The organism is Spiroplasma endosymbiont of Sarcophaga variegata, assembly GCF_965178695.1.
Classification (GTDB): Bacteria; Bacillota_I; Bacilli_A; order Mycoplasmatales; family Mycoplasmataceae; genus Spiroplasma; species Spiroplasma poulsonii.
In genome coordinates this window covers 22,343-38,009 of record NZ_CBCXVU010000002.1, presented here as the reverse complement: position 1 = coordinate 38,009, position 15,667 = coordinate 22,343, and the positions used below count along the sequence as shown (strand labels likewise).

General features: G+C 24.8%; 18 protein-coding genes. 10 read left to right on the top strand and 8 right to left on the bottom strand.

Features of this window, described 5'->3' with window-relative positions; genetic code table 4:
- Positions 1 to 1,365 carry a hypothetical protein gene (locus ACOBME_RS01595; RefSeq protein WP_419333864.1) on the bottom strand — a complete coding sequence of 455 codons (1,365 nt, stop codon included), beginning with the start codon at positions 1,363 to 1,365 and terminating at the stop codon, positions 1 to 3.
- A gap of 17 nt (positions 1,366 to 1,382) precedes the next feature.
- On the bottom strand, positions 1,383 to 1,844 hold the full coding sequence (locus ACOBME_RS01590; protein ID WP_419333862.1) for a hypothetical protein: 462 nt from the start codon (positions 1,842 to 1,844) through the stop codon (positions 1,383 to 1,385).
- Between the two features lie 311 nt (positions 1,845 to 2,155).
- Between ACOBME_RS01590 and ACOBME_RS01585 the strand changes: the two genes are divergently transcribed.
- Both ACOBME_RS01585 and ACOBME_RS01580 read left to right on the top strand, forming a co-directional pair.
- Positions 2,156 to 2,866 (top strand): hypothetical protein, encoded by a 711-nt coding sequence (locus ACOBME_RS01585; RefSeq protein ID WP_419333861.1) that lies wholly within the window; start codon positions 2,156 to 2,158, stop codon positions 2,864 to 2,866.
- A gap of 16 nt (positions 2,867 to 2,882) precedes the next feature.
- Entirely contained in the window at positions 2,883 to 3,401 is a 519-nt protein-coding gene (locus tag ACOBME_RS01580; protein WP_419334045.1) for a lipoprotein, read from the top strand.
- Between the two features lie 31 nt (positions 3,402 to 3,432).
- On the opposite strand, the gene ACOBME_RS01575 is transcribed toward ACOBME_RS01580, so the two are convergent.
- The 5 genes from ACOBME_RS01575 to ACOBME_RS01555 are packed head-to-tail and all read right to left on the bottom strand — an operon-like array spanning position 3,433 to position 10,153.
- Positions 3,433 to 6,636, bottom strand: coding sequence for a hypothetical protein (locus tag ACOBME_RS01575; RefSeq protein WP_419334043.1), 3,204 nt, complete (start codon positions 6,634 to 6,636; stop codon positions 3,433 to 3,435).
- A gap of 3 nt (positions 6,637 to 6,639) precedes the next feature.
- Positions 6,640 to 8,031, bottom strand: coding sequence for a hypothetical protein (locus tag ACOBME_RS01570; protein WP_419334041.1), 1,392 nt, complete (start codon positions 8,029 to 8,031; stop codon positions 6,640 to 6,642).
- Positions 8,024 to 8,302, bottom strand: a complete 279-nt coding sequence (locus ACOBME_RS01565) for a hypothetical protein (RefSeq protein ID WP_338963373.1) — start codon at positions 8,300 to 8,302, stop codon at positions 8,024 to 8,026. The genes ACOBME_RS01570 and ACOBME_RS01565 overlap by 8 nt, the downstream gene beginning before the upstream one ends.
- Positions 8,302 to 9,762: a PBSX family phage terminase large subunit gene (locus ACOBME_RS01560; protein ID WP_419334034.1), complete on the bottom strand. Its 1,461-nt coding sequence runs from the start codon at positions 9,760 to 9,762 to the stop codon at positions 8,302 to 8,304. The genes ACOBME_RS01565 and ACOBME_RS01560 overlap by 1 nt, the downstream gene beginning before the upstream one ends.
- Complete coding sequence (locus ACOBME_RS01555) at positions 9,755 to 10,153, bottom strand: hypothetical protein (RefSeq protein ID WP_338965659.1); 399 nt, start codon at positions 10,151 to 10,153, stop codon at positions 9,755 to 9,757. Before ACOBME_RS01555 ends, ACOBME_RS01560 begins: the two co-directional genes overlap by 8 nt.
- 332 nt (positions 10,154 to 10,485) lie before the next feature.
- Between ACOBME_RS01555 and ACOBME_RS01550 the strand changes: the two genes are divergently transcribed.
- The 8 genes from ACOBME_RS01550 to ACOBME_RS01515 all read left to right on the top strand — a co-directional run bounded on the left by ACOBME_RS01550 (position 10,486) and on the right by ACOBME_RS01515 (position 15,271).
- Entirely contained in the window at positions 10,486 to 11,469 is a 984-nt protein-coding gene (locus ACOBME_RS01550) for an IS30 family transposase (RefSeq protein ID WP_338963245.1), read from the top strand.
- A gap of 257 nt (positions 11,470 to 11,726) precedes the next feature.
- Positions 11,727 to 11,963, top strand: coding sequence for a hypothetical protein (locus tag ACOBME_RS01545; protein WP_338963243.1), 237 nt, complete (start codon positions 11,727 to 11,729; stop codon positions 11,961 to 11,963).
- A 507-nt stretch (positions 11,964 to 12,470) separates the two neighbouring features.
- Positions 12,471 to 12,692 (top strand): hypothetical protein, encoded by a 222-nt coding sequence (locus ACOBME_RS01540; RefSeq protein ID WP_338963241.1) that lies wholly within the window; start codon positions 12,471 to 12,473, stop codon positions 12,690 to 12,692.
- 1 nt (position 12,693) lies between these two features.
- The gene (locus ACOBME_RS01535; protein WP_338963239.1) at positions 12,694 to 12,831 is read left to right on the top strand and encodes a hypothetical protein; all 138 of its coding nucleotides are present in this window, start codon (positions 12,694 to 12,696) and stop codon (positions 12,829 to 12,831) included.
- Between the two features lie 2 nt (positions 12,832 to 12,833).
- Complete coding sequence (locus tag ACOBME_RS01530; RefSeq protein WP_338963619.1) at positions 12,834 to 13,535, top strand: kinetochore Spc7 family protein; 702 nt, start codon at positions 12,834 to 12,836, stop codon at positions 13,533 to 13,535.
- A 1-nt stretch (position 13,536) separates the two neighbouring features.
- Positions 13,537 to 14,427, top strand: coding sequence for a recombinase RecT (locus ACOBME_RS01525; protein ID WP_338963407.1), 891 nt, complete (start codon positions 13,537 to 13,539; stop codon positions 14,425 to 14,427).
- The gene (locus ACOBME_RS01520; protein ID WP_419334039.1) at positions 14,412 to 14,876 is read left to right on the top strand and encodes a hypothetical protein; all 465 of its coding nucleotides are present in this window, start codon (positions 14,412 to 14,414) and stop codon (positions 14,874 to 14,876) included. Before ACOBME_RS01525 ends, ACOBME_RS01520 begins: the two co-directional genes overlap by 16 nt.
- Positions 14,877 to 15,061: 185 nt before the next feature.
- Positions 15,062 to 15,271, top strand: a complete 210-nt coding sequence (locus ACOBME_RS01515; protein WP_338963231.1) for a hypothetical protein — start codon at positions 15,062 to 15,064, stop codon at positions 15,269 to 15,271.
- A 19-nt stretch (positions 15,272 to 15,290) separates the two neighbouring features.
- On the opposite strand, the gene ACOBME_RS01510 is transcribed toward ACOBME_RS01515, so the two are convergent.
- Positions 15,291 to 15,629, bottom strand: coding sequence for a hypothetical protein (locus tag ACOBME_RS01510; protein ID WP_338963556.1), 339 nt, complete (start codon positions 15,627 to 15,629; stop codon positions 15,291 to 15,293).
- Positions 15,630 to 15,667: the final 38 nt, after the last annotated feature.

Sequence of the window (15,667 nt, the reverse complement as noted above, 5' to 3'; positions counted from 1 at the left end):
TTAAGAATTTTTAATTACTACATCAATCGGATTTGTTTGACCACTAGCGTTATTTTTACCTTGAATTTGAACTTCAACAGTTTTATCATTTGTAATATTAATTGGTCAATCTTCACCTTTACTTTCAATAAAGTAATCATAATCATTCTCAGTTAAAGAACTATCTATGGCTTTAACTGCTTTTAAAACGACAGCTTTAAATTGTGGTTTTAATTGTTCTGCTGTTGTTTGTGTTGGGTCTGTAACGTGAATAGTTGGTTTATCTAATTTATTAATCCCACTAATATCAATTTTATTTGATGATGGAATTACATAATCAACGGGCACTCTAAAAGTTTTATTTAGATTACTTTTGGCAGTATTAATTTCATCTTGGGTTGGCGCTTTTTCTAAAATAATTTTACATGTTTTTGGATATAAAATTGTTGGTGTTGCATATTGTACTTTACCAATTCATTTAGGGTTAGCAGTATCATTATCTAAAACTTGTTGAATAGTATCCATATTAATTGGATAAGCTCATACTTGTTTATTAATAATTAAACCATTTACATTAGTAAAATTATAACCTTTATCACGGTTAACTTGTCCTTTTGTATATGTTTTTTCTAAATGAAAACTTTTAGATACAGGAATACCCATTGCAGTATTTTCATATAATTCACCATTAACCATTGCTTTTAATTGAGCTTGTGAACCAATTACTTTTAAATACGCAGGTGTTAATCCTAAATAGGCTCTACGACCTAAAACCATAAACATTTTATCGGTTGGCAAACCAAAATATAAATTACTAATTTGATTTGTTAATTCAATCAATGTTTCATTTAATGTAAAGAATGCTTTATTTGCATCATCAGCATTTTCAGCTGTATAACTACGAAATGGAATTACTTCATATTGACCATCTGCTAAACAATAATCATAAATAGCCTGAATTAATTCACATTCTAAATTAACAAATTTATTTTGTACAACACTAGAAATAGCATCAGCAATAACACCATTTTTAATATTTTGTTCTATTAATGCCAAGTCAAAAGCCTCATTCATTAATTTTAAATTAAATCTTTTATCAATCGGAACTGGAATTCTTGTTAATCCCATTGTTTGCGTTGTCCCACCATTTGGTAATGAATAATCATCTTGTCATACCACACGATGTGTTAAATTATATAATGCTTGTCCTGCATTAGGTAATCAAGCAACTTGTTCTGCGGTTGCAGTAGCATACTGCATAATACTTGCATATTCATTATATAAAGGTCCACGCAATAAAGCATTAACCATATCAACATAGGCTTTTTGACCTGTTGTATTACCTTGTAATGTAAAAGGTACTTGTGGCAAATTGATTGTTGCCATAATATTTCACTCCCTTATTATCTAAGGTTTTTAAGTGTATAATCAGTTAACTTTTTAATTTCATCAGGAGTATATGCTCCTTTTTCTTTAATGGTTTCAATTTCATTATTTTTATTTTCAGTTGATTTTTCAATCATTTCTTTAATTAAATTACCAGGTGAAACTGATGGTTGTTCTTGTACAAACAAATCAGGTTTTAATTCTTTTAAAGTTTGCATTTTTTCACTTAAAGAATTACCACTAACTTTATCTAAATTAGTTTTAATATCTTCAATTTTAGTAGATGGAACATCTTTAAAAGCTTTTAATTCATCTAATTCATTAGATAATTTAATAAAGTCTTCTTTTGATATAACATCTTCGCGTTTTTGCACACTTTCTCTAATTTGCTTTGCTTCATTATTAAACTGATTTAAGATATTTTCAGCAATCTCTTCACTTAAACCTTGTTCGATTAATTGTTCTTTTGTAAGTGCCATTTTATAAACCTCTCTTTTTTTATTCTTGTCCGATTAACAAGTCAGCATAAACTCTTTTTTATGGAAAAAGATTAAACCTATAATTTAATTATATACTAATATTTTACTAATACAATACTTTTTATATATTATAACTAAACTTAATATATTTGATTACTAATTTAGTCATTAAAACGCGTAATAAGCATTATTTTTAAGAATAAAATTATTACATAATTCATAATTTTGCTTGTATACATATATATATATATATATAATGCAGTTAGATCTTGATAAAAAGTTTCAAGATTAATAAAAGGAGAAAAACAAGTATGAAAAAATTACTTAGTTTATTAAGTGTATTAACTATTAGTGGAACTGCTGTACCAACAACAATTGCCGCTAGTCCTTATCAAAAAGAAGAACATAATACAGAAACTGATAGTGGTGTTAGTGTTTTCTATCAAATTATAGAAAATGGTAAACGTAAATCAATTATTGAAAAAATATATGGAGTTAATGAAAATGAAAGTTATATTAGATTTTTAGGTTTTGATAATAGAAATAATAAATATTATATAAATGATAAAAATATTTACTTTGTAAATAATAAAAATAATAATAATAATGCTATATCGATTAAATTACTAAGCTTTAAACCAGCATCAGTTATTGATTTTAGTAGTACTGATAATTTTGTTAGGTTTAATTGAAAAGATTTAAATAACACTATTCATGTTTATAGAATAAAAATTATAGATTTAGAAAATAACAATTTAAATAAAATAAATGAATTATCTAAAATTATTTCAAATCCTATTTTAGGAACAGTTAAAATTAATAATGAAAAAGGATTACTAACCGAACAACAAATTAAAGATTTTTTAAAAGATAAAAATCCTCAATTAGATATAACTAAGATAGGAATTAAAAATATTATTGATGATTTATACAATAATAATGAAAAAAGGATTACAGTATTTTCAAGTGACTCAACAATTTATACTGGCGAAGCAACTGTTTTTTTAGATGTTGAAAAATAGTTAAGATTTAAAATAAATGAAAAAAATATTAAGTCTTTTAGGAACAATCACTTTAATAGGAACCAGTACAACCAGTTTAGTTGCTTGTAATACACCACAACATGAATATACACCCGAAGAATTAGCACAATTAAAAAAAGAAAACAAAATTAAAACAAATAACCAAGAAATTAAAGACAATTTAGAATGAACAGCACCACAAGAAAAACCATTTAATACTGTTGATAATAAATGATATTATGTAGTATGACGTGGTAATAAAAATAAGGAATGTAAATTTAATAATAATACAAAATTAGAGGGTGGAAAAGAAAAAAATATTGATAAATTAAATAATTTTTTCTTATCTTTATATTTTTATATTGGTGCTAGTTTTCCAGTTTTAACAACATGTATTTCTTCAAAAGATATAAAAATTCCCTGAGGTAGTAAAAATAATTATATTAAATCAGTTTATCGTTGAAATGGTGAAGAACAAAATTTACCCAACTTAATTGCCGGTAATAACGGTAATGTAAAAATTAATGGAGAATAAAAAAACAAAGTGCATTGAGCACTTTTTCTATTTATCTTGGATTTATTGTAATTTTAACAGGACTATTACTATCATTTCTAATATCTAAAACATTTTGATTATTAATATTTATTGTAATATTTTTATTATTACCTGCATAACTTAAATTAATTTGAGCCAACAATCATAACTGAGCAAATAATACTTTTGAAAATCTAATTTTTAATTTAACATCATTAGTATAATATGCTTGTAAATATGTTTCTTTAATTTTATCATTATAATTATTAGATAATTTTGTTGTTTGAAGTAAAAAATTAATTGCTCCACTTTTTTCTGTATAATAAATGCTTTTATAATTTCCACTAGATAAACCATTAGTATAGGCAGTAGCGAATTTTTGAATAACATTTGCTTTTATATTATCAGTATATAAAGTTATTGTATTATCAAAATTAATATTATCAGTTTGTGATAATCCTTCTCTTTTTAAAGTTATATTAGACAATAAACCACTATTAAAATCGCAACCATAACGACCACCCAATAGATTAATATCTCTATTAGGAATAAAATTTTCTATATTTGGTGGAGAACATTCAACTTGTAAATTACTTAGATTACTTATTTCAATAGTTTTATAAACACTAATAAATTTATCTATACTTTGAATTGTTGGGTCAATTTGTTTTAAATCAATTTCAGTTTCATAATAACCCTCATTAAATTCATCAGAAAATAAATTAACAGGAATTCCATAATTTTGTGCTTTCTTACATTGTACTGGTGCTGTAATTTTGGTTTTTAATGGTAGTACTGCATCAGAAGGCATAATATCTTTTGTATAAGGTTTATAGTTATATGGTACTGGTGGAAGAACATATTCTGGATAATTAAATGTTGGTATTTCATAATCGTGTGGGAGTAAGAAGCTAGTTTTATAATTAGTTGTCATATCGCGTAAATAATTATTTAATGTACTTTTTGTTTTACCTCTAAAACTTCATACTGATAAGCGTAAATAATCTTCTTCATTATTTGTATATGGGTTGTCAGCATAAAAGATAATTTCAAAATTACCTTTATATAATGCTTGTATTGAAAACATATCAATAATATAACTACAATTTGTTCCATCAGGTGTTTGTAATAATTCGCAATCATTATCTTTTTCACTATCACTAACTGGTGTTTGTGCATCTACTGCTCTTACTAATTCATTAATTAAATATATACGATTAGTTTTGGGGTTTAATTGTTTTAAATTATATGTTGAATAAACTAATTCTTCTGTTGGTTTACCATCCTTAGTTAAAATAGTACCTTGTATTTTATCTGTTAATAAAGTTGTAAAACCTAAGCTAGTAGCATTTGCTCCAAAAATAGCACCAACTTTATCATTTCCTTGTTCTCTAAATATTTCAAATGGTAAATAACCTTTACCTTTTGATTTTTCAGACCAAAAAGCATCATTATAGAAACTATAAATATTTGCACTCATAAAGCCATTAAGTCATTGAAAATTAGGTCAAGTTTTTTCATCTTGGTTAATTACTCATCCTCAGGGAATACCAAATGAAATAAAGTTTAAGAACTTACCAACCCCACCTGGTATCGTAAAAGGGTTAAAAACTAATTTTTGCGTATAGTTTAAAGGTAGTACTGTTATTTGGCGATTAATAAAATTATTCATATTTAAAATATCTCAAACATTACATTTACCCATTTTATTATATTCAATTTGAACACTTCCAACAGTATTACCAAATTCATCTTTTCTTCTAAAATATGATGATGCTTGGGTACTAATTATATTATTAACATCTTCATTATTTACTTTTATTTTATCTGGTGGAGTAATCATTCAATTTTTAGACCAATAAAATTTAGAGTTATTATCTTCTTTATGAATAGTTGTGCCAACCGTAGGATTAGTTGCTGTTGAACCTGCTTTATCAGTTATAACAATACCTTCACTATTTTTTTGTTTTCAAAAGTCGTATCTACTTTCCATATCTTTTTTTCAATCTTCATAACCAGTTATCATTGTTGGTTGAATACCTTGAATGTTATATCAACTTACTTCGGGTGATGCATAAGTATTTATTTTATCAGGTGGGGCAGGATACATGTTATACATTAATAAATCTCGTGAATTCATAACTTTTTTATTAAATTCACCTTTAATAATTGGTCGACCAATAACAGGCATATCAAAAAAGATAGGGTTACCATAAAATTTAACTGCCATTGCTCTAACCCCTGGGTCTTTTAATAAAATATCATCTAATTCAACAATACCTTTATTTAACTTTTCATCATAAGTTATTTTAGGAAAACAATAACCTTCACCCGGAGCACTAGTTTGAATAAATTGTCGCACTGATAAACCACTATTACTAATTTTGTCATTAATACTTGAAAAAGTAATTTCTTGTCATAAGAAATCGCCATCTTCTACTGAATAATAATTAATAACATTTGAGGGATATAATCATTGTCTATCTTGGGGAGCAGAATTAATATCACCACCACCAATATTTAAACCACGGTCATTGAATACAGTATAAAAATTATAATAATCATTAATATTTAATTTAGTAATATCTTCATCTAAAATTAATAAAGTATATTGTCTTTCAGTTGATTGTTGAGTAAATACTTGCTCAAATTTGGCATCACCAAATTTAATAGAACTTACATCATCAACCATATAAGCATCTCAATATTTACCAACTTTGACTTCTTTTGTATAAAAATTATCGGCTTTATTATCATTAATAAAATAACTTAATTTATATTGATTTAAATATTCTATCATTCTATTAACATCATGAATATTTTCACCATCAATTAATTTTCAATAAACATTATTATTTTCATCTTTTAATTTTATAGCGAAAGGTGTTTCATTATTTGCTCATATTGTTGAGTTAACTGGTTGATTTTTAAAGTCATCAATAGTTAAGATATTAATTTCTTCACCTTTATATTTTTGAACTATTTTTAAACTATCTTGTCATTGAGCAATCGTACTTTCCATATTATCAAATATGCGTGAATAACTCCCATAATCACTTGGTTTAGCATTATTAGGCTTTCAACCTGTTTCTGTATCAGGTATATATGAACTATAAACATTAAAAGGAAATACTATTCAATGTCTATGTTCTTTTATACTTTCTCTTATATCTATTGCAGTAGCACCGGCTCCCGTTCTTAATCATTGCATGGCTGCTGGACTAATTTTTTGCATTTGTTAATTCTCCTTAATTTCTGTTCTACCTTGTAAGGCATTTTGATTATTACCAGTTTCATCATATTCTAGTAATTTATTATTATGTTCTATTTCTTTGACTTGCATTTTATCTTGTCATGCCTCTACTTTTTCAAAATATTTAGTTGCTTCTAATTCATCAATATTATCATATTCAGTAATTGCTCTTATTGGTTCCATTGTGCCATTATCTAATCTAGCAGTAATTAATTCATTTTGGCGCATTTGGTCAACTAAACTTGCACTAATAAAATCAAAGCCATAAGGTCGTTCACCGACACCATCTCATAAACCATAATATTTTAAAACTGTATCAAATATCTTAGTATAATATTGCTTACGATATGCTTGTAAATATGCTTGTTTTTCTAAATCTTTTGTTTTAGTTAATAATGACTGTGTTTTATTTTGGTCATTATCTGATTTATCACCAAAAGGACTAGAAAAATGACAGGCTAAATATACTTGTTCAATAATTGATTTTTGGTCTTCAGTATATGTTTCTAAGGTTGGTGTACCTTGTACTACTTGTAAAGATTGTGATAATTGGCCATCTACTGCTGATTGACCTGATTGAATAAAAATATCATCAAAAGCATCTTGTAATACTTTTTTATTACCTTTGTTATAAGCAGTCATTAAATCATCATCTAATATTCCATATCAATGAGTACGATTTGCTCATCTTTCTTTTGATTTAATATTAAAACTATCTTCTAAATCAAATTGTAATTTATAACAATTTGCCATAGTAGGCCATGGGTTTAATGTAGTTGATGTAGATAAAAATAAGGGGTTAGGTTCATTAATCATTTCTCAAAAAGGAACTATGCCTAATTTATTTTTAAATTCTTGTACTAAAACAGGTTTAACATCATCTTTAATTTGTGTTTTACTTTGTCCAACAACTACTTCATTATTTTTAGGTCAACCTTTTATAACTATTTTATCTTTGGTACAAATTAAATTTAAAATAAAACCACTATCTGATTGATGATAATTTAATCAAATATCAGCACCTTGTTCAATTTCGTTTATTTTACTTACACGAGATGTAAAGTTAAAAGGATTAATTCATAAATCAATATTGCCATCTGATGTTTCTAATAAACCAAAAATAGTTTTGCCCATTAAACTTGCTGTTAATTCATTTTTATCTAATTTTTCTTTTATTTTATAAGTTTCATATCATCAGTTTAATTTTTCTAAAATGTCTTTACGATGAGATTTAAATAAAATATCTTTACCATTTATTAATCGCATTTGATGACGAGCAATAATATTGGCTAAATTAATAGTTCAATCATAATTATAAAATTTTAAAACACTATTAATATCATTTAAGTTTGGTAAACTAGGAAAAGTATTATTCATTGTTATTTTGCTCCTTTAATTTTAAAATAAGTGCATAATTAATAATATTTACTGTTAATAAACTAGGTTCATTTGCTAAAACTTGTACACATACTTTAACTTTTTGATATTTCTTAATATATTCGTTATATAAATTTAATTTACATATTGCGATATTATCTTTTTTTAATTCTTGACAAAGTCTTTTTTTAACTTGTCCACAAACAGACATATATGGTCTTTTTGCATTAATTACTCTTTCATCGTGTATTACATAAATATCTTTTTTCATTAAGTTATTCACTCCCTTTGTTGTCATAATTTATAATCTGCTGAACTATTATGTTTAACCATATTAACTAATTCAAAGTGTAAAGCATAAAAATCACTATCAAATGTATCATCATATAAATCTAACATTCTCTCTTCTCTAGCATCTGGTTTATCTTCTCATTGAATTAATTCATATTGTGTTTTACTTACAGGACATTTTTCTCATAATCATTTTAATTGATTAGTATTAATTAACATTGTAAATGCTTCTACACGATGCTTTATTTTAAATTTCTGCTTTTGCGCTGGTTTAAAATGCATGTATTGACCAAAAGTATAATTGTATTTCTCTCGGTTTAAACTTTCTAATGTTGCATAAGCACTATCATCAACATTAATTGATATACCTTGTTGTATTAAATTAAAATATTGATTTAATTGATTATTATAAAACTCCAATATATCTTTTACTTGTTCTAATGGTCCTTTAAATTGTTGAGTAGCATTTGAGTGTGTGTATTCAGCAACTTTATAGGCTTTTTTATCAAATGAATTATATATTCAAAAACTCGCTGCTGTTGTATGTCCCTTAGGACTAGTAGAGTTTGCTAAGTCAACACCACCTAATAACTTAGTTGGTTGAATAATATCTGTTGCTTGCATAATATCAAGATATCTTGCAAAGATTGAACCACTAGTATTACCTGGTAAACCTCAACTCCAAACTCTTGCTCTTTCAATATCTAATTGTTCTAATCTTAATTGCTCATTAACTTTATCTTGTGGTAATTCATAATTTAATCTTCAACTAGAATAATGAATAATAATTTTCATATTTCATTTTTCAATATACTTAATTTGCTCATATTTACTACGCATTATTTCTTCATTAAAAGGTAATAATTCATTACAATAACCAACAATATATCTTTTTAAACTTTCAGGATTACATGTATTAATTGTTATTTTATTTTGATAACCACGAATAGCAAATTCTAAATCACTTAAATCTTTTTGTTGAAATTGGTCACATTCTTCTCTTCAATCAATTACTAATTTATATTTATTCAAATCAGCAAAAGCTTTTAATTTTTCTTTCCGGCTTGGTGAATGTAAACCTTTACAATATATTTTGCTACCATTTGATAAAGTAAAAGTAAAATTTGATAAGTTAATAGTATAAGGAATATGATTTTCATCTAACATATTTCAGATATTTTGAAATACACTATCTTTTAAATCCTTACTTCAATACATACTAGCAATGATACAAATTGGTTCTTTAATTAATAAACTAATTTTTAATAATTCACCAAACATTTTAATATTTGAAATAGTCTTACCACTATATCGTGTTCCAATTTGATTAATTTCATTAACTAATTCATATTTTTTAGCAAAGGGATATTTATTACCAATACTACTATTTTGTAATAATCAATAAGGAGTTTCTAACAAATAAGTAAAATGATTAAGCATTATTATCACTTTCTTTTTTAATATCTCTAATATCCGTTTGTAAATTAACAATTATTGGTTGTTGATTATTTAAGTTTAATTCTTGTTCTAACTGTTTTTCTTGCAGTGAATATTTATAATTAAATGCTCGTTGTCAATATAATTTAGCACCATCATGTGATTTCATCATAAAGTTAATTATTTCACTTTCAATTCTATCAACTTGTTTTTCAAGTAAAGGAACTATCTTTTCGCTCTTGTAAGTTTCGTGCTTTCATCTGTTAGAAAGATTGAATTCATTGGTTAAATCATTCAAAGTATATGGTTTATTGGGTGATTTATTTTCTCAAAATTGCTCTATTTTACGATAAAAAGTTGCCAAACTTGCTTTATTTGGATTAAATTCTTTCATTTTTTACTCCTTTTTGCATATTAAAATTGCTATTATTTAAACAATATGATTAAATAAAAGAGTAAACAATACTATAAAAATGTAACAAAAGAACCAACTCGGCTCTTTTTTTATTATCTATATTTTACATCAAAATAAAAAAAAGCAAATTACTTTACTTTTTATTTTAGTATACAAGCATATAGAGATAAATTGGAGCTTGTTACAATATAATTATATAATTAATAATATATTTGTCAATAATTTTAATTTAAAAAAATGTGAAAATTTATCTTTTTTATAAATTTAATGTATAACTATTTTTATAAAAGAATTGGAGGAAATATAGAGTAATGAAAGATTATACACATGTAAAATATGATGAACGAAGATTTTTTAAGGATTTATTTTTATCTGATAGTTGCAAAAAGAAAAATGGCACACTTAATTTATCTGAAATATCAAGACAAACAGGAAGAGATATTAATACTGTTAAAAGAGAAATTAATAGATTTACAAATATAGAAGATTATAATGCCCGTGAGGCACATGATGATTATTATAAAAAACGACAAAAGTGTATTAAAAAAATACCTACATTTACAGAAGAACAACAAGAATTTTTAAATTTACGATTTAATATTTTGGGTGATTCACCAGCAGAAATTATTCAGCGATTTTTAATAAAATTTGGTATCAAATTTCCTGCCTGTCTTAAAACATTTTATAAATGAATTTTTTTAGGTCTTTTGGGTTTGTTAAAGAAAAATTTATTAAATGGTGGTAGAAGAAATAGAACAAAGAAAAGACCTGATAATCGTGGGAAATTAGATGAAAGATTTAAATCAATATGAGATATTGAAAATAAAGAAACAGATGTTGGTTGATTTGAAATGGATACCGTAGTTGGAAAAGAACATCAATCTAGTTGTTTAGTTTTGACAGAGAAATCAAGTAAAAAATACTTTGCTATGAAATTAGAAGAACATACTGCTAATGAAGTTTTAGAAAAACTTAAACATATAGTTAGAATTAATGGTTTAGTTGGAAAAATTAAAGGAATAATAACTGATAGAGGAAAAGAATTTAGTAAGTTTGAAGAAATGGAAAAGATTACTGGTTCTAATGTTTATTTTTGTGACCCTGCTTCGCCTAATCAAAAACCATTAATTGAAAGACTAAACCGTGAATTTAGAAAACGATATGGTAGGGGGACAGATTTTAATCTTGTTACGCAACAAGAAATAGATTTAGTAGTCGATATTATAAATGAAAAATTAAGGCCTGTTCTTAATTGAAGAACTTCAAAAGAAGTATTTTTAGAGAATTTTAGATAAGTTTATTTGAAAAATTTAATAAATTATTTTTCAGTGTGTTTAAATATGCCAAAAATAGGGTAAATTTAAAAATAATTTATTTTTTTAAAAAAATAGTTGCACTTCTTTTAAAAAGTGTTATTATTAAAATAACAAGAGATAAATTTGGAGCTTAGATTTACATAATACGAGTCGTATAATGTACGATGAAGCTCCAAAAAACAACTCTTGTTAGGGTTGTTTTTTTATTTGAAATAAAAAATCCCTAAAAGGAGGTAATGATAATTAAACAACAAAAAATATGTGATGTTAATGATTGTTATAAAGCAGTATCATTCATTACCGAAGAATTTTTATCAAATAAAGTTTTATGAACTTGTGAAAAACATAAATATTTATTAAATAAAATAAAAGATAAAACACAAAAACAGTTTTATCAAAAACTAGAAAATTCAAAAATTATCTTTGATGATAAAACTGGTTCTTTTAAACTTTGATTTTATAAAACAACTTAATGCAGGGTGGAACAGTTATTTTAAATAACTAAGTGTTTTTTTCCACATAGGCGGTCTAGCCCAGCGGTAATCAGTCCGTAAATAATAGACGCTTTAACAAGCGATAGTCGTGATAAGTGCGGGGTCAACATCAAACGACAATAAATATTGAGATGGCCACTTTATAAATAAATTTGCGATAGATATTATCCCATTAGAGGATGACAGAGGTTTTAAAAACCACAAAGTCAGCATTAGGCTCTTCAATGTGCAAGTGAATTTATTTTAAAAACTGAACGCTTTGACCTGAAATGGTGCGGATGAAGAGAGAGAATTCTCTGGCATTATCTTATAAAAACAACTGTCGATTATTAAACATTAAACAATAAAACATACCGCCACCGCTCACCCGCAGTGAAGCGGATGGCGTAGTAAATAAATAGATAAATACTTAATTATATAACTAACTCTCGCTTTGGCACTTTCACTTTGGAGTGAGTGCCAGCGAGTTAAAAATAGGAGGTAAATATGACAATCAAAAATCTAATATCAATATATATGTACAATGATTTTTGTATTAATATATTTGATAATAAAACAGGGCAAAAAGAAAATATTAATGATGATATTAATTTAATTAAAAATGAAGAAGCACATTTATTAAATCAAGAAATAACTTATTTTGATATTAAAGAACAAAAAGGAAGAAAATTAATAGAAATATTAATAGCAAAGAACGAGGTAAATTAGTATGTGAAAAGATGAAAATGGTTATGTTTATACTGAAGAAGATTTATTTAATATGGCATTAGAAGAATGTCATTCAGAAGAAAGTGCTTATGAATATATTGATAATTTAATTAATGAAATGGAATTAGAGGAAATTTAATTATGGCAGATTTAAAATTAAATAATGAAGTTAAAAATATTACGTATCCATTTTATTTAAAAGGAAATAATTTTAAAGAATTAAGTTTAAAAGCATTAACAATTAAAAAATGAATTGATGAAAATGGACAAGAATTAGCAGAATTTATATATCGACAACAAGCTTGATTAATAAATGGAGAATATAAATCACAATCACTAAAAGATTTAAAATTAGTAGTTTCAAAAATTGATTATATTTTTAGAGAACCATTAGAATTAATAAAATCTTTTAAAGATGAATTAAATTTTATTAGAAAAGATATTTTGAATTTAGAAAATAATATTAAGAATAATCATGATTCTTTAAAAAATAATGTTATTAATATTCAATTTCAAAAACAAAATGAAATTATTGAAACTCATAAAAAAGAACAATTTTTAGAAATTAAAAGTGTAGCAAAAAAAGAGCAAGAATTAAAAATTATTACTAGTAATTTTCGGAAAGAAAAATTATTAATTAAAGATATTGAGGTTATTGGTATTAATGATGATTTTTTACAAAATGCTGATAAATTAGAACTTATTAATCTTATTAAAAATTATTTAGTTGTTGATGAACAAATTGTTAAAAATGAAATTAAAGATCAGTGAGATAGTAATAAAGATATTAATTTAATTGGGGTTAAAGGTATTAATTTTAAAATAAATAAAGGAGAAAAATAATATGGCAAATATTGTTGAATTTTTAAGAACAGATAAAGCAACAGAATGAATAAAAAGTAAATTTTCTAATGAAAATGAAATTGCAAGATTTAAAAGTAATATAGTTGCAATATCAAATAGTAATGAATTATTACAAAAAGCAGATCCAAAAACAATTATGACTGCTTGTTATCAAGGAGTTTTATTAAATTTACCAATGGAAAAACAATTTGGTTATGCTTATGTAGTTCCATATAATACTAAAATAACAAGAATTATTAACGGTCGCGAAATCCAAGAATGAATTAATCAAGCTCAATTTCAAATAGGTTATAAAGGTTATATTCAATTAGCACAAAGAAGTGGTCAATATTTAGATATGTCAGTATCAGATGTTAGAGAAAATGAATTAGTAAATTATGATCGTTTAAAAGGAACTAGTTTTAATTGAATTCAAAATGAAGATGAAAGAGAAAAATTACCAATTATTGGTTATGTAGCATACTTTAAAATGGTTAATGGTTTTGGAAAAACTTTATATATGACCAAAGAACAAATGGAAAATCATTTTATGAAATATTCTAAAACTTATGCTAAAAATAAATCATTTTATATTGCTAGTTTTGATGAAATGGCATTAAAAACAGTATTAACATCTTTATTAAGAAAATGAGGTATTATGTCTGTTGAATTACAACAAGCTTATAAATCAGATCAGGCAGTTATTACAACTAATGATGAAAAGATTTATATTGATAATGATAGCAATATAAGCATAAATAAGGGTCAAATTAGTAATGAAAATATATCAAGTGAAGAAGTGACAGATAATAATTTAGTTAAAGAAGAAGATATATCAAATGTAGTGCCAACAATTAATAATAACAACGATGAGGAATGAGCCACTTGATAAAAATAGGTATTGACCCATCAGGAACAGGTACTACTGCTATTGTTATTTATGAAGATAATAAATTAATTGAAAAATTAGAATTTACAAATAAAAATTGAAAAGAACAATATCAATTTATTAATGATAAATTGTTTGATTATGAAGAAAAAATTAATATTGAAGATTGTTTATATACATCTGCTAATGCAAGTAAAGATAGGGATGATTTATTAAGATTATTAGGAGCATTATCTGTTTATAAATATTTTATTAATTGAGTATCACCAAAAAATACTAAATCAGTTGTTAAAAATATGGAAAATTTAAGTAAATATAATGATAGTTGTATATGAAAATTTGATAAAGATACTAATTTAACTTATCAATATGGTAAAGGTTGAAAATATAATAATGATAAAATAAGTAATCATTTACGAGATGCCATTATTATTGCTAATTATGAAAGTTAATATTATGAAACATTCATATAATCAAAAAACTGGAAAATATTATTCTTGCAAAATTAGGAATGTTAATATTTACTTAAATAAAAACGAAGAAAAAGTTTGAAATGAATTAAATTTTAATACTTATTCTCAAAAAATAGAATACCTTATTAACTTTTATATAACACATTATAAAGGAAATAAAGAATATGAATAATTATATTTTATGTTATCGATCTGAACAAGGTAATCGCCCTTGTAAAAACCCTCGTGGTGAATATATAATTGGGATTGATAAACAAGATGTAGATATTAATTCAACTGAATACTGAGAATATTATAAAAATAATTATGGAAAAAATAATTTAGTTATTTGTAAAGTTAAAAATTTAGACTTAATATTAGAAAATAAAAAATAACCAATTAAGGTTATTTTTTTTAAATACTATTTGTTAGTTTTTTAATAGCATCTTTTTGTGCTTGTTTTTTGTCATTTACTTTAACTTGTTTTTTAACATTTTTAATTTGACCTGTTTTTAATGCTAATTCTGTTGCATAATCAGGTCCTCGTAAATGTTTTTCGTGAGCAATAACAGCAGTTCTTAATTCTCTAATTTCTGCTTTATATTTTTTAATTTTTTTAGCAGATAATCCAAGAATACCAAGACTACCCATTCCACCAGCACCCGCTAATACAAGTAAAGCAATTACTATTTCATTACTAATTTCCATTTCTTTATTTCCTTTCTTATCCTTACTCAAACAGTGGCCATCCATTCTTTCAGAACAAAATAATTTATAAATTAAACTATATA